The organism is Porphyromonas sp. COT-290 OH3588, assembly GCF_000769075.1.
GTDB lineage: Bacteria > Bacteroidota > Bacteroidia > Bacteroidales > Porphyromonadaceae > Porphyromonas.
Map to the genome: position 1 here is coordinate 45,197 of NZ_JRFC01000021.1, position 17,372 is coordinate 62,568.

Annotated in this window: 14 protein-coding genes; 4 read left to right on the forward strand and 10 right to left on the reverse strand. The window is 50.9% G+C overall.

Translation table 11 applies throughout. From position 1 onward, the window contains the following. Positions 1 to 8 precede the first annotated feature (8 nt). Complete coding sequence (locus HQ48_RS06070) at positions 9 to 2,420, reverse strand: anaerobic ribonucleoside triphosphate reductase (protein ID WP_044232393.1); 2,412 nt, start codon at positions 2,418 to 2,420, stop codon at positions 9 to 11. Between the two features lie 1,382 nt (positions 2,421 to 3,802). Between HQ48_RS06070 and HQ48_RS06075 the strand changes: the two genes are divergently transcribed. Genes HQ48_RS06075 through HQ48_RS06090 form a run of 4 tightly spaced genes read left to right on the forward strand, consistent with a single transcriptional unit; the run spans position 3,803 to position 8,560 of the window. Next, a complete protein-coding gene (locus HQ48_RS06075; RefSeq protein WP_044232394.1) occupies positions 3,803 to 5,128 on the forward strand; it encodes a serine dehydratase subunit alpha family protein in 1,326 nt (441 codons plus the stop codon). Between the two features lie 5 nt (positions 5,129 to 5,133). Next, positions 5,134 to 5,907 carry a 3-deoxy-manno-octulosonate cytidylyltransferase gene (gene kdsB / locus HQ48_RS06080; RefSeq protein WP_044232397.1) on the forward strand — a complete coding sequence of 258 codons (774 nt, stop codon included), beginning with the start codon at positions 5,134 to 5,136 and terminating at the stop codon, positions 5,905 to 5,907. Next, positions 5,897 to 8,035 carry a DNA primase gene (dnaG, locus tag HQ48_RS06085; RefSeq protein ID WP_044232399.1) on the forward strand — a complete coding sequence of 713 codons (2,139 nt, stop codon included), beginning with the start codon at positions 5,897 to 5,899 and terminating at the stop codon, positions 8,033 to 8,035. Before kdsB ends, dnaG begins: the two co-directional genes overlap by 11 nt. A 54-nt stretch (positions 8,036 to 8,089) precedes the next feature. Then, positions 8,090 to 8,560 (forward strand): thioredoxin family protein, encoded by a 471-nt coding sequence (locus HQ48_RS06090; protein WP_044187366.1) that lies wholly within the window; start codon positions 8,090 to 8,092, stop codon positions 8,558 to 8,560. A 76-nt stretch (positions 8,561 to 8,636) separates the two neighbouring features. Here the strand turns inward: HQ48_RS06090 and HQ48_RS06095 are convergent, their stop codons facing one another. The 9 genes from HQ48_RS06095 to HQ48_RS06135 all read right to left on the reverse strand — a co-directional run bounded on the left by HQ48_RS06095 (position 8,637) and on the right by HQ48_RS06135 (position 17,372). Further along, positions 8,637 to 10,163 carry a lipopolysaccharide biosynthesis protein gene (locus tag HQ48_RS06095; protein WP_044232402.1) on the reverse strand — a complete coding sequence of 509 codons (1,527 nt, stop codon included), beginning with the start codon at positions 10,161 to 10,163 and terminating at the stop codon, positions 8,637 to 8,639. A 33-nt stretch (positions 10,164 to 10,196) separates the two neighbouring features. Then, a complete protein-coding gene (locus HQ48_RS06100; protein WP_044232405.1) occupies positions 10,197 to 11,126 on the reverse strand; it encodes a glycosyltransferase family 2 protein in 930 nt (309 codons plus the stop codon). Next, the gene (dprA, locus tag HQ48_RS06105; protein ID WP_044187371.1) at positions 11,123 to 12,223 is read right to left on the reverse strand and encodes a DNA-processing protein DprA; all 1,101 of its coding nucleotides are present in this window, start codon (positions 12,221 to 12,223) and stop codon (positions 11,123 to 11,125) included. The genes HQ48_RS06100 and dprA overlap by 4 nt, the downstream gene beginning before the upstream one ends. Then, on the reverse strand, positions 12,192 to 13,259 hold the full coding sequence (locus tag HQ48_RS06110) for an acyltransferase family protein (RefSeq protein ID WP_160225937.1): 1,068 nt from the start codon (positions 13,257 to 13,259) through the stop codon (positions 12,192 to 12,194). The genes dprA and HQ48_RS06110 overlap by 32 nt, the downstream gene beginning before the upstream one ends. A gap of 162 nt (positions 13,260 to 13,421) precedes the next feature. Next, complete coding sequence (locus HQ48_RS06115; protein ID WP_044187377.1) at positions 13,422 to 13,946, reverse strand: threonine/serine exporter family protein; 525 nt, start codon at positions 13,944 to 13,946, stop codon at positions 13,422 to 13,424. Positions 13,947 to 13,949: 3 nt separating this feature from the next. Next, the gene (locus tag HQ48_RS06120) at positions 13,950 to 14,771 is read right to left on the reverse strand and encodes a threonine/serine exporter family protein (RefSeq protein ID WP_044187457.1); all 822 of its coding nucleotides are present in this window, start codon (positions 14,769 to 14,771) and stop codon (positions 13,950 to 13,952) included. Positions 14,772 to 14,921: 150 nt separating this feature from the next. Continuing rightward, positions 14,922 to 16,145 (reverse strand): class I SAM-dependent rRNA methyltransferase, encoded by a 1,224-nt coding sequence (locus tag HQ48_RS06125; RefSeq protein WP_044232410.1) that lies wholly within the window; start codon positions 16,143 to 16,145, stop codon positions 14,922 to 14,924. Between the two features lie 5 nt (positions 16,146 to 16,150). Further along, entirely contained in the window at positions 16,151 to 16,789 is a 639-nt protein-coding gene (locus HQ48_RS06130; protein ID WP_044187383.1) for a 3'-5' exonuclease, read from the reverse strand. Further along, positions 16,782 to 17,372 (reverse strand): DUF5063 domain-containing protein, encoded by a 591-nt coding sequence (locus HQ48_RS06135; RefSeq protein ID WP_044232411.1) that lies wholly within the window; start codon positions 17,370 to 17,372, stop codon positions 16,782 to 16,784. The genes HQ48_RS06130 and HQ48_RS06135 overlap by 8 nt, the downstream gene beginning before the upstream one ends.

The following is a 17,372-nucleotide window of genomic DNA, read 5'->3' on the forward strand; positions in this document are numbered from 1 at the left end:
CTGGATGCCTAGCGATGCTTCACTCGGTCGTGCTCTTCTGCTTTTTTGGCACTATTCCAGCTTTCTAGGCTCCCCGTCAGATAGCCCGTGATGCGTCTAAGGCGAGAGATTTGGTCGCTCTTGCACACTGGGCACTTGTCATAGATAATGCCACGATAGCCACAGCCCGAGCAGGTGTCTACGGGGTGGTTGATAGATCCGTAGCCAATGGCCTCATCCTTCATTGTCTTGACGAGCTTCAGGATTACGGATACATTCTTTTTCGCCTCGCCATCTAGTTCGATGTAGGAGATATGCCCTCCCCCAGTGATAGCGTGGAAGGGGGCCTCGCGCTTGATTTTGTCGAACATGCCGATCTGCTCCCGCACATCAACGTGGAAGGAGTTTACATAGTAGTCCAGATCCGTTACCCCCGGTATAGAGCCATAGCGCTTACGATCCATACGGGTAAATCGGCCAGATAACCCCTCGGCTGGTGTAGCTAGGACAGAGTAGTTGAGGTGATACTTCTGTTTGTACTCGTTGGCCACCTCGCCAAGTATCTCGATAGCCTTGTAGAGGGTCTGCCAAGCCTCGTCGTTGTGTCCGTGTCCCTCGCCGTAGAGCGCCACCATAGCGTTATGCCCGCCGATGAAGCCGATGCCGAGAGTGCCAGAGTTCCATACGTCGCCGACCTCCTCGCTGGGGGCAAGTTTGGCACCTCCCTTCCATACATCATTGCCCATCATGAAGGGGAACTGCCGTGCTAGTGCTGTGCGTTGATACTCGTAACGTTCGTAGAGTTGGTCGGCGATCAGTCTAGCCATCTCACGAATGGAGGTGTAGAAGTACTGAATGGCCCGCTCTCGTTGCTGATGTTTGTCGGCAGAGGGATAGTCTTGCCGAGCGCTCTGTATCGCCTCAATAGCTAGGCGGGGCAAATTCATCGTAGTGAAAGATAGGTTGCCTCGACCGACAGAGCTCTTGAGGCCGTTGATGTTGTCGAAGACACGTGTGCGGCAGCCCATTGTAGCCACCTCGTAGAGATATCTCTTGGGGTCGTCTGCTCGCCAGAGATCATTCTGATTGTAGGGTGTGTCTAGGAAGACAAAGTTGGGGAATAGAGCATGAGAAGTTGTGCGACAAGCAGCAAGCAGCAGGTCGAAGTTGGGGCTCTCGAACGCAATTTTGCCAGCCTCTGCGGCCTCGAAGTCCGCCATCGCAGCTCTGTAGTCTGCCTCTGAGTAATTAACTCCCTCCTTGACCTTGAAGATCTGAATGGGGAAGATAGGGATCTCGCCCTTGCCTAGCCCCTCTACGGTAGCCTTGAGGAGCTCTTGAATGACCATACGCCCCTCTGGGCTGGTATCTGTACCATAGTTAATGGAGCTAAACACGACTTGATTGCCCCCACGTGAGTGCATCGTGTTGAGGTTGTGAATGAAGCCCTCCATCGCCTGATAGGTATCTCTACGAGTGCGCTCATAAGCACTGCTTAGGGTGTGCTGTATCTCATTGAGCGCAAAAGTAAATCCCTCGCTCTCTAGTCCCTCTCTCAGACGCTCGGCCTCGTGGTTACTATTGGTTAGGTTAGGCACAAGCATCATCAGCTTTGCCTTGAGGCTTCCTCGATAGATCTTGAGTTGCTCGGCGGAGGCATTTTGCTTGAGCTCAAGTATGAAGAGCAAGCGCTCTAGTAGATGCTTGCGGAAGGTTTTGCGCACCCCGGGAGCCATGAAAAAGTCGAAGGCTGGTATCGACTGTCCTCCATGCTGCTCGTTTTGGTTAGTCTGGAAGACAATAGTCGCTAGTGTGGCATAGCTCTGAATGCTCTGTGGAGTACGAATACTACCGTTCTTGGTGCGGAAGCCTCTCTCGAATAGATCCTCTAGGTCGTATTGAACGCACGTAGAGGTCTTGGTAGGGTAGTAGTCTAGGTCGTGGATATGAATATCTCCCGAGGCGTGTGCCCTAGAATAACGAGGAGAGAGCAGATACTTGGTGGCGTAGTCCTTGGTTACCTCCGAGGCGAAAGTCATCATCTGTCCCGCAGGCGTATAGGCGCTCATATTGGCATTGCCCAGATTGACATCGTTTTTCTCAATGGCAACGATGCCGTCCATGGTGTGTTTGAGCTTCGTGCGCTTCTCACGCTCCACGGTACGCCACTCTCTATATATGATGTATCGCTTGGCAATGTCGGGATTGAGGCGCATAAGCTCTCGCTCGACAATATCCTGAATCTCCTCTACAGCGATAGCCTGATCAACAGACTCCTCTGCAATCTGTTTGATATGCTCGATGATGAGCCTCAACCCTTCTTCGTTCTCGGGGATTGATGCCGCACGATAAGCCTTGACAATGGCGCGGTATATCTTATCGGCGTTGAAAGCCTCTGAGTTACCATCACGCTTGGTAACTCGTAGTAAGTTGTCCGACATAAGCTAACAATATTACTTGTGAATACTAGACGTTTGTTATTGATCTCTTTTTCTCCATACTGGAGGCTCAAAAAACGATGCGATATGGCATTTTTAGTTCGCCGATCCTTTGCTAACAAAGATAGCCAAGATAAGCTGAAAAAGCTCCCCTAGTCGAGTAAAAAGTTATACACATCGAAGCCATTCCCTATAGGGCAAAGGCACCTGCTGTCTTTGGACTTTGAGCTAGTCCCGAGAAATCGACGTAGCAGGGAACAGGCGCACACAAAGGTTATTTGAGACTATTGCGCAATGCACCGCTCAAGGTTTCTTGTATCTTTCTCGGTGTTTTTTGCGTGTTTGAGCGGCTTTGGGAGCCTTGAATACTATCCCCCTATCCCCATCCCCGAGGGAAATATCCCTCGGGGATGGGGATTTTACGGTTATTTGACACCTTCAAGCACAAGCAACCAAATAAGTAGAGAAGTGCCCGCTTCGAGGATACTTCTCCTCGAAACGGGCAGAAAGAGCTGCTAATATCCAAGCTCGAGAACCTTTCTAAACTCAGAAAACCTAACGAAAGGAGAGACAAACTCATAGAATGGACTTGTGCAATGGTCTCAGATTTTAGAATTTAGACCAGATTTCAGAATGTTGATGAGAAAATGCGAGTATGATTGAACTAAAAAACATAGACCTCATATTTGCCCCCTAGAAGGCTCCACATGGCGTCTAACTTCATTTGGGCACTTGGGGCTTAGGCAAAGGGGAGCACCCTCTAAAACGACCTCATGACAAAACACTAGCAATCAAATAAATACAATCCAACAAGCAGAGGTTTTATCTACTCAAAGTCTAAATTGCGGCATTTCTTCCCATCAATCTTTTCGGATTAGTGGACACATCGTGGCGAATTAGTCCTACAATCCAGATCGTTTTCCCCATCAATTCTTATTCAAAGCCCCACTAATCTACTTAGATCTATACTCATGGTCGAGCAAATCCAAGGACTATTCATTTACATATCTTAACAGGAAAGAAGCTAAATCAAAACTCATTTGCGCCACGGTTCACGTCGAGGGACGTCTGTATCTATAAGGCGCTAGGGGGAAAACTAAGAGCTAAGAGAGCAGACCTGTATGCTCATCAACCAAGGAAGAGTCCCATTTGGCACAAATGTCGCAGTCGACACAGCAGTTTACATGATGATGCCGCATCGCCCATAGTACTATATCTACACGCCGCATCAGCCAACCCAATTCGATACATCGACAAGCCTGCAGAAGTGAAATCTACAAAGACAATTCAGGCGCTCCGAGTATCGAAAACCTTCGTATCTTTACCGAATAAAAAGTTACTCAACATCACAACACGAAGTATCACTCAAACAGTCGAGATCGTATATGGATCAGCTAACCTTGAGCCGAATTAACCAACTCATACGCCGTGAGGTCGTGCCAGCAACAGGCTGTACTGAACCTACTTGTGTCGCTCTAGCGGTGGCGTATGCGGTGGCACTCCTACCCCAGAAAGTCACAGATATAGAAGTTTGGCTTAGCGCCAATATGCTCAAGAATGCCATGGGAGTAGGAATCCCCGGCACTGGGCAAATAGGTATCCCCATAGCTATCGCCCTAGGAGCTGTACTCAAGGCCCCCGAGCGTCAGCTAGAGCTACTAGACCACTTCACCCAAGAGGAGCTAAATCAAGCCAATCAAATGGTCGAGCAGGGGCTAATGCATACCCATCTGAAGGACACTCCGGATCTAGATAAGCTATACGTAGAGGTCATAGCCCGTGACAACGCTGGCCACAAGGCTCGCTCGGTCATTGAGCGGACACATATATCTCTCAAAGAACTACAACTCGACGGAGAGGATAGACTACCCAAGCAGGAGCAGGGCACATTCGTCGGCTGCTCCGAAACGATACAGCAAGTAACGAGCATCAACGAGGAGGATATCCCCCTTACGTTTTCCCTCGTTTACGAGTATGCAACTCAAGCTCCCCTAGAGGACATTGACTTCATCCACGAGGCAGCTCAGCAAAACAAGCGTGTAGGGGAGTATGCCCTCAAGGGTAACTTCGGGCATGGTGTAGGCAAACTGATCCAAGGAGATATGGGGCAGAAATTTTTCGGATCCAGCCCTCTTGCCCATATGCTCAGCTATACTAGTGGCGCCTGCGATGCCCGTATGGACGGTGCCCCCGTTACCGTGATGAGCAACTCTGGCAGTGGTAACCAAGGCATCACCGCTACCCTACCCGTCTTAACCTTCGCCGAGAGTCAAGGGTGCGATCGGGAGCGGACAACTAGAGCCCTAATGATGAGTGGTCTGCTGGTCGTCTACATCAAACAGCTACTAGGCCGCCTATCCTGCCTATGTGGCATGGTTGTCTCGGGCATAGGATCCTCGGCAGCAATCGTCTACCTAATGGGGGGCACTAAAGAGCAATCGAGCTACGCCATCAAGAATATGATCGGCAACGTAACGGGTATGATCTGCGACGGCGCCAAACCAAGCTGTAGTCTCAAGGCCTCTACGGGTATCTGCTCTGGGCTCATAGCTGCCATGATGGCGATGCAAAACAACTACGTCAAAGTAGTAGAGGGCATCGTGGAGGACGACATAGATGACTGCATTCGCACTCTGGCCGAGATTGGCCGTGACGGTATGCTAGAGACCGACCGCAAGGTACTCGAGGTGATGACCAATAAAAAGAAATAGAAGAGATGAAGCCATCTATCATCACCATCATACCCGCACGCTATGCCTCTACACGCTTCCCTGGCAAGCCTCTGGCCGATATGCTGGGCAAGCCGATGATACAGCGTGTCGCGGAGCGGGCTAGCAGTACAGGCTCGAGAGTCGTGGTAGCTACCGACGACCAGAGGATTTACGACTGCGTACAGAGCTTCGGGGCAGAGGCTGTAATGACATCACCCGAGCACCGCTCGGGGACAGATCGATGTATCGAGGCCTACGAACTCGTAGGCCGAGGGGAGGAGATTATGCTCAATCTACAAGGCGATGAACCGTTCATACAGCCCGAGCAAATAGAGGCACTGATATCTGCCTTCGACCGAGCAGAAACGCAGATTGCCACCCTAGCCGAGGCGTTCGCACCCGATACCCCAGACATAGCCCTCTGCGACCCCAACGTGGTCAAACTCGTACGAGGAGATTTGGGGCAAGCCCTCTACTTCAGTCGCTCACTCGTCCCACACCAGAGGGGGCGTAGCGAGCAGCTATGCCAGCACCATACCTATTATAAGCATATAGGCCTGTACGCCTTCCGAACCAATATCCTACCCGAGCTCAAAGCTCTGCCAGCCTCTCCCCTAGAGCTAGCCGAGAGCCTCGAGCAACTCAGGTGGCTTGCAGCAGGCTATCGTATAGCAGTCGAGCAGACAGCACTCTCAACCATCGGGATCGACACCCCCGACGATATGGAGCGCGCCTGCCAGTATCTCAGAGAGCTAGAGAGAACCAGAAGTGATAGATAGCAGGACGAAGCAGCAAATCATAGATGCCGCTCAGATCCTAGATGTCGTGAGCGACTTCGTTAGCCTACGCCGTAGCGGTGTGAGCTACGTGGGTCTGTGTCCTTTTCATAGTGATAGGAGGCCTTCGTTTTACGTTTCCCCTGCCAAGAATGTCTGCAAATGCTTTTCTTGTGGCGAGGGAGGTTCGCCCATACACTTCTTGATGAAGCATGAGCAGATGACCTATACCGAGGCACTGCGTTACCTTGCCAAGAAGTACCACATTGAGATTGTCGAGCGAGAAGAAACCGATGAGGAGCGAGCAGCCGCAGACGAGCGCCAGAGCCTATTCATTGTCAACGAGTTTGCCCAAGACTTTTTCGCCAAACAACTACACGATACCGACGAGGGGCAGCATATTGCTCTAGCATATTTCCGAGAGCGAGGCATCAGACCAGAAACAATCAAGAAGTTCGGTCTAGGCTACTCGCCAGAGCATCGCTCAGCGCTTACCGAGCAGGCACTCAAAGCTGGCTACACTCTCGAGCGACTAATCGCCGTAGGGCTGAGCTCTCAGTACGAAGAACATCAGAAGCCTATTGACCGCTTCCGAGGGCGTGTCATCTTCCCCGTCCGCAATCTTGGGGGTAAATATGTTGCCTTCGGGGGACGTATTATGGGTAAGAGCGACAAGATCGCCAAATACGTCAATTCACCCGAGAGCCCTATCTACTCCAAGAGCCGAGAGCTGTACGGCCTCTACTGGGCCAAGAGTGCGATCTCCAAAGCCAACAAATGCTATCTAGTAGAGGGCTATACCGACGTCATCTCGATGCACCAAAGCGGTATCGAGAACGTAGTCGCATCCTCTGGCACGGCACTTACCGTACAGCAGATTAGGCTCATTCGTCGCTTCACCGAGCATGTGACGATACTCTACGACGGAGATAATGCAGGCATCAAAGCAGCCCTACGTGGAATAGACCTGTTACTCGAGGAGGGGCTAAATATCAAGGTAGTACTACTGCCACAAGGCGAAGACCCCGACTCCTATGCTCGCAGCCATAGTGCCAGCGAGTTTCTGGAGTATCTCGATGAGGCAGAAACGGACTTTATCCACTTCAAGATCAACCTCTACCAAGAGGAGATGAGGCGTGACCCGCTCAAACGTGCCGAGCTCATCAGCGATATCTTGCGTAGTATTGCCTTGATCCCCGACGGCATACGGCGGGCTGTGCTCATACAGAGCTCTGCTGCTGAGCTACGTATGGACGAGCAACTCCTCGTGGGCGAGATACAGAAGCTACGCCTCAAGGGCATCAATGCTACGGGGCATTACGTCCCATCGGGGCAAATCCTCTCGAGTGGCCGTAGCGAGGCGCCGAGAAGTACCCCTCAGACATCGGCTCAGCAGGGAGCAATCAATCCACTTGCTCAACCAACGCCAGCCCCCATATCGGTTACCTCAACAGAGGAAGGTGGCGTACCTAAGTATGAGTTGGAGATCCTAAAGCTCGTCATCGGACACGGGGAAGAGCCCATGCTAGTGGCTAACGAAGAGGAGGACGCCAAAGAAAATCCGTACCTAGCCTACTATGTCGCAGACTTCATCTACCGAGAGCTAGAGCTTGATGAAATCTTCGTAACACTATCGGAGGCCACACAGCAAGTAATCCGAGAGGCCTGCAATGAGTGTATTCCCCAAGGCTTAGACTCGGCTTCGCACTTCATCAACCACCCAACAGAGGCTATTCGCCGCATCTCTACCGATGTTTTGAGCAATCCTTACTCGTCCTATGAGCTAGTCGAGGACGAGGAGGAGGACACATTGCTCTTCCCCCCAAGCGGCTATGGAGGACGTAGCGAAGCGGAGGAACAAGAACAGGCACGTCTGCTAGAGGAGCATCAGACCAAACAGCGCAATAGGCGTCAGCTCAAACGAGGCGTAGAGATCCTCAAAGCACTGGATAATTTGCGCATTATGATCGTGATGCAGCAGATCAAAGAAGTACAAACTGAGCTGCTCAATGCCCAGCGCAATGGAGCCAACGAGGCTCTCATCATCGAGCTGATGCAAGAGCTTAGCGAGCTTAACCAAGTCAAAACAAGTTTTGCCCAAAGCCTAGGGGAGCGAACAATCATCGGTTAGATGAGGTTCTATGAAAATCAAGTGAATATCTAACGTTATTAACAAACTGAAGCAATGACAATCAAAAAAATGGTTCTAGGGCTATCGATGCTCCTAATGGCCTCGACTTGGGCATGTGCCTCTCCATCTGCTCAGCAGAAGAAGGAAACCGAGATGAAGGAAACACTAGTACGCAATATCGACGCAGCATTTATGCGTCAGAATATCTTTGACTACAAGGAAAATCCAACGAAGTTTGTCTTCAAGGGTAAGCGTCCAGCGATCCTCGATTTCTATGCAGACTGGTGTCCTCCTTGCCGTGCACTCTCTCCCAAGCTCACTGATCTAGCCAAGAAGTACAAGGGCGAGATCGACATCTACAAGATCAATGTGGACAACGAAGGCGAACTCGCCAAGTTCTTTGGTGTGAAGAGCATTCCCATGCTCCTCTTTATCCCCATGGAGGGAACGCCTATCCAGACGCTTGGCAACCTCTCTGTCGAGGAGCTTGAGCAAACGATCGCCAAGATCAAAGTCAAGAAGTGAACCTCTGCTTTGTCAATATACAAATAGCCCCTAGTGAGTCACGGCTCACTAGGGGCTATTTGTTGTTATTGCAGGCCTATCGCCCAATTAGTTTGCTTATCCGCTTGAGAATAAAAGTACGCTCGTACTCATTCAGCCCCAAAAACCAAACCAAAAGCCCAATCAGCAGAAAGCTAATAGCACTGACCGCACAGAGCGCAAGAAAAGTTTGGTCAAAAATCTGATCAACGTAGTACATCATCAGAGCCGAAACAGAGGTAATGCCTAAGATTGGCACCCACACACGTCTGAGGTATTCCCGTGCACTAAGCAAGACTTCTCGGCGCAAAGCATAGAAATTGCCCCACACGTAGACGAGCCTTACCAACGTCGCAGCTTGCAAAGCGAAGACAGAGGCCAAACCTAGCTCAAATCCAAAGTACACTATCGGCAATACCATCAGAGATATAGTCGTACCAATCAACACACAACGACGCACATTGCCAGTGGCCTGCACACCATTCCAGAGAGGTATGCCCAGCACATTGATGAGGCAAAAGGCCAAAATCCAGCGAGCGTAGTCGGCAGCTTCGCTCGGCACTTCGCTCCCGAGCCACAGCTCTAGGACGTAATCCATACGCAGCATCAGCGGTAAGGATAGCGCCCAAGTGAGGAAATAACTATATCGTGAACTACCGTAGATAAGTCGCTTGTAGTAGTCGATGTCCCCCGTGGTATAGCTCTGTACGAGCTGCGAACGCAAAGCCGTGAAGAACTGCACAGAGAAATTGCCAACGGCAGAGTTAATCTGAGCAGCAATCCCACGAGCTGCATTGACGATCGTACCGAAAAAAATATTAAGCAAGTAGTCTAGACCATAGTTCCACACAGCATAGGTACCAGCCTCTACCCCATTCCAGCCGATGAAGCGATACATCTGTGTGAAGCGCTCTCGATCCCATCGAATAGCTCCCCTACACTCGGGATAAGAGCGAAAGCAAATAATAGCAGGCACACACTTGACCACGATAACCAGTACCAAAGAACCCACAGCATAGAAGATCAACTTGTCATAGGGGGCAACAGACAGCAGCATAACGAGTACGAGTTTGAGCAAAGCATCTAGGATACCCGCATAAGCATAGACCCGCATATTCTCTCGGGCAATCAGTACGGAGTCGTATATCGAGCCGAGTAGCATCACCGAGAGCGAGAGGATCGTAGAGTGAAAGACCCAAAGTGCGGCATCGAAACGCTCCGCAGGGATATTCAGTTTGTGATACATCAGATACAACCCAACGCATTCTCCGATGACAATCACTGCCAGTGCAAGAGCAATATGTATGATAAGACTAACGCCATAGATGCGCTTCAGTCCCTCTATATTCCTCTGACCTATCTCGTAAGCTAAATAACGCTGTGTGGCGGTAGCTAGCGACGAGGAGAGAAACACGAAGGTCAAGGCAATCCCCCCTACGATATTGTAGATACCATAGTCTACTGGCCCGAGTGCCTTGAAGATAAGCCGTGACGAATAGAGCATCACGCCCATCCACAGGAGCATACGCACAACTAGAAATACGGTATTGGTGGCGATGCGATCGCTACGTCCTTGACTCGTCATATCGTTTAGTTTATCTCAAGACTATTGATTTGTCTATGATTTATCCATTGCCTTGTTTGGCTCAACCCATCTACTAGATTGGGCAAGATCGAGAGAGCAAAAATACAGCAACTTGTATAGCTGGAATAGAGTAATGCGATCGGGGCGACGCCTCAGTATCTGTCGAATGATATACATAAGCGGCTGCGCAACTCTCCCTATAGTGCGTGCTAGATGATACCGCCTTAGTCCTCGGTAGTACCCTAGTAGCTTGATAGACATGCCCTCAAATGTGTCTCGATGCTCATGCAAGTTGCGCAGATACCGCTCCGTCGTCGAGAGAAAAGCTTCATCAGTTTCCTTGAGCCGATGCACTACTGGCGCATCAATATGGACGACATCAAGCTGGCTTCTTCTAAGCATCTCGCCCCAATAAGTGTCCTCGTAGCCCATACCCATGCGAGGAAAAGGGTGGCTCAGTACAAGCTCTCGAGGAGCGAGGAAGCACATCGCAATAAATGACTTGTACGGCTCAGCGATACGCTGGGCGAGCGAACGCATCTCCACTTGAGTACCATAGTGATACCTAAGCCGATTATCCGCCCTACAGTCACGCTCATCATAGCGAAATCCTCCGCATACGACGGCATCTGGGTGCTCAGCCCGAGCCTTCATATAGGCTGCAATCAGCCCTTCGGTAGGCAGGACATCGGCATCAGTATAGAGCAAGCTAAAGCCTTTTGCCTTAGTGGCAAGCTCTTGGCGCATCAGTCCTGCTCCGATATTCTTAGGGGCATGGTAAACCCATACCTCAGCGTGCTGTGCCGCTAGCCTATCGTAGATTGAGGCATAGTCCTGACCAGAGGCGTCATCGCCAAGGATAATCTCCAAGCTAAGGCTCAGGGCGATACACTGCTCCAGCAAATCGGTTACGAGTCTAGTGCAGTCGTACCGATAGACAGGGATAAGGATTGATAGCGTCATCGTACCAATGTATATAATCCGCCGGGCATTACCTGTATATGTGCATCTAGCTCCAAGTCGAATAGCTGACTGCTTACCTCGCTTGCAGGCAAACCAGACTGGCGAATGAGGTCATTGAGGTGCATAGGCTGATGCTCTGCGATAAGTCTAAGCAGAGGATGATCGATTGGCGGTTCGTCCGAGAAGAGTAGCTTCTGCTGCACTGCTTGCCCTCTGCGCTCCCAACCCAGAGCTTGTACGATGTCTTCTCCAGAAGAAACAAGAACGCCTCGCATGGACGAAATCAGATGGTTGCACCCCTCGCTATAGCGATCGGTTAGTCGCCCCGGCACAGCCAACACTTCTCGATCGTAGTCTGCGGCGAGCTCGGCGGTAATGAGCGAACCACTCTTCAGACCAGCCTCTATGACTAGCGTGGCATCCGTTAGCCCAGCGATGATGCGATTTCGAGCCACGAAGTTGAATCGATCGGGCTTGGTGCCGAGTGGATACTCCGATATCCAAGCCCCACGGTTCAATATCTCGTGGGCTAGCTGCGTGTGTGCTGCTGGGTATATCCTATCGAACCCATGGGCAAGCACCGCCACCGTAGGCATGCCGAGAGCTAGTGCCCTGCGATGAGCCAGACTATCTACTCCATAGGCCAAACCACTAACGATAAGAGTCTGAGGGAATAGCTCGGCTAGCTCGCCGAGCAGGCGCTCACAGCAGATCTGCCCATAGGTTGTCATATTACGTGTACCTACGACACTGATTGCAGCAGATGTTTCCCAGTCGCTATAGCACCCCTTGGCATAGATGAGCGTTGGCGCATCTGCACAAGCGGCTAGGCGTATGGGGTAGTCATCTTCGTCTATGAAATAAGTTCGTACGCCTTCTTGCGTACACCAATCGGCGATCCGCTTGGCCTCATCCATCAGAGAGGGGCGATAGAGTTCATCGACGATCGACTGGCGTAGCTTAGGGCATCGAGCCTGTAGGGTAGCTCTATCGGCAAAGATCGCCTCCACACTCCCCATACGCTCTAGTAGCACCTTGGCGTGATGAGGGCCGATATGCTTGGCTCTAGAGAGAGCGATCTGATATACTTGTGTCATTGCTTTCATTGCATACGATAGGTTTAGGTTTTTTATTCTTAGGTAGAGCCTTGCCATAGCATAGGAATGCCAAGATGCTGTTGGCTTTGATTAGGCGTACCACCATCAGTGTGATGCTGACCACTATGGCTGCATAGAGCACCGATAAACCAATCTCCCAAGATATAGTCCGCCCTCCATCTCTCAATATTCCGAATAGGAATGGCTTAACCATAGGCACCGAGAAGAGGAAGAAGTAGTGGGTAAAGTAAATGGTTCGGCTCTCCTGTCCGAGATACCCAGCCAGCCTATTAAGGCGAGAGTCGCCTTTGCCCAAGTGGTTGACCAAGCCGAATGCCATAACCAAGCCGCTGAGCGAGGCCGGTATCCCTCCCATCACGGGAGCCGATGTACACTCCGTATAAATAAGAAGCGTGAAAAGTAAGGCCGAGAGTGCTGTTACCTCGGGGCGAATTAGTATGCGCTCAAAAGAAGAATACTTGCCAACGAAGTAGCCGATGAGGAAGTTGTGATAGAGGTAATTCATCTTCCCCCAACTGAAAGCCTCATGTGTCATGGGGCTATAGGCTTTCCACGGCAAATCGACCCATAGGACGAAAGCAAGGGTTAGCATTGCCCAGAGCGCCTCGAGCGTGACATCGCCCTCTGGATTGGTGTAGTGATTAAGGAGCTGAAAGACAAACCAAAGGACAAACATCTCAAACAGTACCCAAGTGAACCAGTAGCCTCCGTGATATATGCCGAAGAGCATTTCGTCGAACGACACAGAGTAGAAAAGGGCATAGAGCGTAGGCAGAGTAATAAGTGGGAGGAAGAGCTGCCTTGCCTTCTTGCGCCAAAAGGCAATATGCCCACCGAAGCTAAACTCTAGTGGCTTGGAGGCTAGGTAGCCCGAGAGAAAAACAAAAATCGGCATATCAATGCTCCTAAGCACCGCTAGTAGAGGAGAGCGGTAGTAGGAAAAGCCGAAATGGAATGAATGACCAACTACCACTAAGAAAATGACGATGCCTTTGAGGACATCAATATGCTGCATATGGTGCTTACCTTGAGCCATCGAATGTTTGCTGCGAAATGAAAGATGCTTGATTTACCCCCAAAAGTACAATGAATAGCCAAGACAAAGGACGCCATAGATCGATTTTATCTCGACCTATGGCGTATAGTCTGCTGCAAGGACTGGTTGAGCACAAGAGAGCTAAGCCTTCCTCTGGCCACGTCGCTCTGCAAGCTCCAACTCCTTATCTCGTGTCATACGAAACGAATGCTTGTAGAAGATAAAGAGCGGTATAGCCACCCCTACCCCAAGGGCAAACATGATACTCCCAGCCGTGATGGCATTGCTCAAGATTTGTGGCAGGTACTCTTCTCGTTGCAAGGCGTCGTTGGTCTGCATAAAGCGAATCATGCCCAAGAGTGAGCGATAGGCATACATGCCTGGGATCATCGGCAGAAGAGCTGGGAAAGCGAAAACCTCCGACGGAAAACGAGCTCGATAAGCGAAGTAAATACCAACAAACCCAATAGTAACCGAGGCAATGAAGGTAGCGATCGCAATCTCGACGTCGGCATAGGTCATCAGCGCGAAACGTAGCATGTGCCCGATAGCCGCCAGAATAGGCACATAGATGAAAGACTGCTTGGGCGGATTGGATACCGCAGCAAATCCGCAGGCTGCTATAGCAGCGAGAACGCCGTCGAGAAGTATAGACTGAATAATCATAGACTAGAGCAGACTAAGGTTCAGAAGAACGAGAGTAAGACTAAGACCAATGGTAATGCTCACGACGATGAGGATTGCATTGATCAGACGCGACACCCCATTGAGGATATAGCCATCGAGAAAGTCTACCATGGCATTGATAAATGGAACCCCGGGAATGAGGTAGAGCACACTAGTGCTGAGCGCAACCTCTGGGGTACTACTTAGCCCGAAATGCATTCCGACCCCAACACTAAAAGACGAAACGAAAGCTGCCACCAAGACCGTCAGATAATGATAGGCATGGCGTAGGTTGAGCTCCTGACGTACAAAGAAACCTAGACAAGTGCCGACGAAAACGACCCCAGCCCCCGATAGATCCCCACCGAAGAGTAGGCAGAAAGCACCATTGGCAAAGCTAATGAGTAGCAAAATCAACCAACGGCTCACACGAGGCGAGTTAAGCACACGCTCCAGATGCTGCTCAAGCTCCTGCATACTGGGCTTGTGGTCGTACACGTACCAGCTCAGACGGCTAAGCTCTGCATTGAGCAGGAAGTTGAGTGGCAGGGTGCGGTGGTGCGTCAGAGCCGTCACGGGGTGAGCAGAGCGCTTACGTTGCCCATCTTCGCTAGTACTCTTATCAATCAGAGTAATAGCTACGTTGCGCTGAAACATCATCATCGTCGTTTCATAGCCATACGCCTGAGCGATACGTGTCGTATTGAGTACAATGCGAGAGGTCTGTACCCCTACACTAGTCTGTATAGTGGCATAGCGTAGCAGAAAGTCGAGCAGAGCCTCCTGATCTATCTCAGGGTTTTGAGGCGAGGTTGTTGGTTTCATAACTTGAGTCATCGGACTAAAAACGCTACAAATGTATAGTTTTTCGGGCTCATACACAGGGCAAGAGCATCATCATGCTCTGTAATCGAGGGGTAATCATCTCTCGGTTACAGATTGAGTGTCGGAAATACCAGACACAAATCCTGCCTTCTACTCGACTTGTAAAACTAAGCCCTTGAGGTATTCGCCCTCGGGGTGGTAGATCGAAACGGGGTGATCTATTGGCTGGGTGAGCTGATGCAAAATGCGAACATGGCGACCCGACGCCGCAGCAGCCGTGAAGACTGCCAAGCGAAACTCCTCTCGGCTCACTGCCTGCGAACAGCTAAAAGTAAAGAGGATCCCTCCTGGTGCAATCTTATTGAAGGCTTGAGCATTGATACGGCGATAACCAATCAAGGCATTGCGAAGCACCTTACGATGCTTGGCGAAAGCTGGCGGATCAAGAATAATCATATCATATTCGCCTTGGGGCATCTCATCGAGATAGGCAAAGGCATCTTGAGTGATGCTCCGATGTCTGTGACATTGGCCGAAGTTTAGCTTAACGTGCTCCTCAGTCAAATACATCGCCTTGGTCGAGCTGTCGAGCGAATCCACTCGCTCTGCCCCACCCCTAAGGGCGTATAGAGAGAATCCACCAGTGTAACAGAATGCATTAAGTAGACGCCTCCCCCGAGCATACTGCTCGACGAGTGCACGGTTATCTCGCTGATCGACGAAAAAGCCTGTCTTCTGCCCTCTAAGCCAGTCGGGCATAAACTTGATGCCGTTCTCCCACACGGGGGTAGCCTCTGTGTGGCCAATGAGGAAGCCGTCGTCACACATCTCTCTCTGCTCTCGTGTGGGGAGCGTACCTTGACTCTTGTAGTACACTGCCCGTATTACCTCGGGGCCACATAGGTCTTGGTACACCTGCATCAGAGCTTGGGCAATCACCTCCCTAGCATAGTGCATACCCATGCTATGTGCCTGCATAACGGCTGTATCTCCGTAGACATCGATGATCAAGCCCGGGAGCTGATCGCCCTCACCATGCACGAGGCGATAGACATTGTTGGGGCTCCCTACCTCTGGATCTACCCTAAGCAAGCCACAAGCTAGCCTTAGCTGCAGAGCTGCTGCCAAGCGAGCCTGCCAGAACTGAGGCTCGATCTCCTCATTGCCGATGAAGCTAAGCATACGCACAGCGATACTTGCCTCTGCATAGTGCCCCACACCGAGCGGTTCGCCTCGATGGCTCTCTACACGCACTAGACAGCCGTCGTAGAGCTCCCCATCGGTTGATGCGATGGCTCGAGAGAATAGCCATGGGTGGAAGCGCAGAAGGGACTCCTCTTTGCGTGGGAGTAGACGCACACTAGATATATCCATCGTGACTAGAGTAATGCAAATTGTACTGGGGCAGGATCTGGCTGAGTCATCAGCTCTCGGTAGATGCGCAGGCAGGCCCAAGCGTCTAGGGCAGCATAGTGCTGCTGAGCTGGGCTTAGGTTAGTAGCCTCCCAGTTGCTCATTCTCTGACCTTTGCTCATGTACTCGGAGAAAATGATGCCGTATATTTTCTGCAAACTGGCGTCCCTAATGCCATAACCGGGGCAGAGACTCTGCAGCTCTACGAAGCCCTTGGGCTCGAAGTCCGCCAAACGGCGCAGGGTTGTTTTGTCATCTTTTAGGCTAAGGCCTACCTTGAGGATATTGGGATCCTCCAGTAGCTCTATTAGCTCCTCCGGCATACCTATTTTATTTAGCCGAAAGAGGTAGCAAACCTCATCGGTCGAGATCTGTAGCAGGGATACCTGATTGCGTTTGCCGGGAATGAAGCAAGGCTTCGTTTCGGTATCTATACCCAGAGCATCTGCCTGCATCAACTCGGAGATTGCCGCCTTGATATTGGCTCGTGTGTCAATGATACGTACCTGCCCTTGGAACTTAGCCACGGGCAGAGCGTCTAGCTGGTCTTTGCTGATCTGATCGGGGTAGGGGGGATCTACAAATCTATATCGTTTTTTACTCATACTCTTGCATTGATAGGTCTGTGTCTGCGTCATCTACCTCCATATCCTCCTCGTCCTGCTCTGGCAAGCTCATCGTGTAGACCTGATGTAGGGCAGAGAGTGCCGAGAGTAGCTGAACGCCCCAATGCTCTCGCCAGTAGAGGTAGCAGCGGCCGATAGCTGCTGGCAGGGCAATAGTATTCTCTGCTCTGAGGATACCTAGTAGGTTACCAATATGCTGGTAAACATCGGCTAGCGCCTCACTGATAGTAGCGGCTAGTGGCGTGTCGCTGTACTGCATCTCGGGTGAGAAGGTCGTCAAGTAGCTGTCATACTCGCCTAGAATATGCTCCAAACGGGTGCGCACACGGTCGTAGCCCTCTTGGGTGATATACTCCTCAATATAGTCTTCGTCGCTTGAGTAGAAATACTCGGGCAGGCGTAGCATCTGGGCGTATAGACGAGGGAGCAGCTCTATGAGCCGACGAATCACCTCTCGCCTCTGCCCACCTTGCTCCAGTAGAGCAGCCAGCTCTACCCCAGTACGGGCGAAGTCAATAAGCTCAGGAGTATAGAGATTGCTATGGGATTGATCTGTATTCAT

Bases quoted from the DNA above. Each gene is read 5' to 3' on its own strand.
- HQ48_RS06070 (WP_044232393.1), bottom strand. From the start codon at position 2,420: ATGTCGGACAACTTACTACGAGTTACCAAGCGTGATGGTAACTCAGAG.
- HQ48_RS06075 (WP_044232394.1), top strand. From the start codon at position 3,803: ATGGATCAGCTAACCTTGAGCCGAATTAACCAACTCATACGCCGTGAG.
- kdsB (WP_044232397.1), top strand. From the start codon at position 5,134: ATGAAGCCATCTATCATCACCATCATACCCGCACGCTATGCCTCTACA.
- HQ48_RS06090 (WP_044187366.1), top strand. From the start codon at position 8,090: ATGACAATCAAAAAAATGGTTCTAGGGCTATCGATGCTCCTAATGGCC.
- HQ48_RS06095 (WP_044232402.1), bottom strand. From the start codon at position 10,163: ATGACGAGTCAAGGACGTAGCGATCGCATCGCCACCAATACCGTATTT.
- HQ48_RS06100 (WP_044232405.1), bottom strand. From the start codon at position 11,126: ATGACGCTATCAATCCTTATCCCTGTCTATCGGTACGACTGCACTAGA.
- dprA (WP_044187371.1), bottom strand. From the start codon at position 12,223: ATGACACAAGTATATCAGATCGCTCTCTCTAGAGCCAAGCATATCGGC.
- HQ48_RS06110 (WP_160225937.1), bottom strand. From the start codon at position 13,259: ATGCAGCATATTGATGTCCTCAAAGGCATCGTCATTTTCTTAGTGGTA.
- HQ48_RS06115 (WP_044187377.1), bottom strand. From the start codon at position 13,946: ATGATTATTCAGTCTATACTTCTCGACGGCGTTCTCGCTGCTATAGCA.
- HQ48_RS06120 (WP_044187457.1), bottom strand. From the start codon at position 14,771: ATGAAACCAACAACCTCGCCTCAAAACCCTGAGATAGATCAGGAGGCT.
- HQ48_RS06125 (WP_044232410.1), bottom strand. From the start codon at position 16,145: ATGGATATATCTAGTGTGCGTCTACTCCCACGCAAAGAGGAGTCCCTT.
- HQ48_RS06130 (WP_044187383.1), bottom strand. From the start codon at position 16,789: ATGAGTAAAAAACGATATAGATTTGTAGATCCCCCCTACCCCGATCAG.
- HQ48_RS06135 (WP_044232411.1), bottom strand. From the start codon at position 17,372: ATGAATACAGATCAATCCCATAGCAATCTCTATACTCCTGAGCTTATT.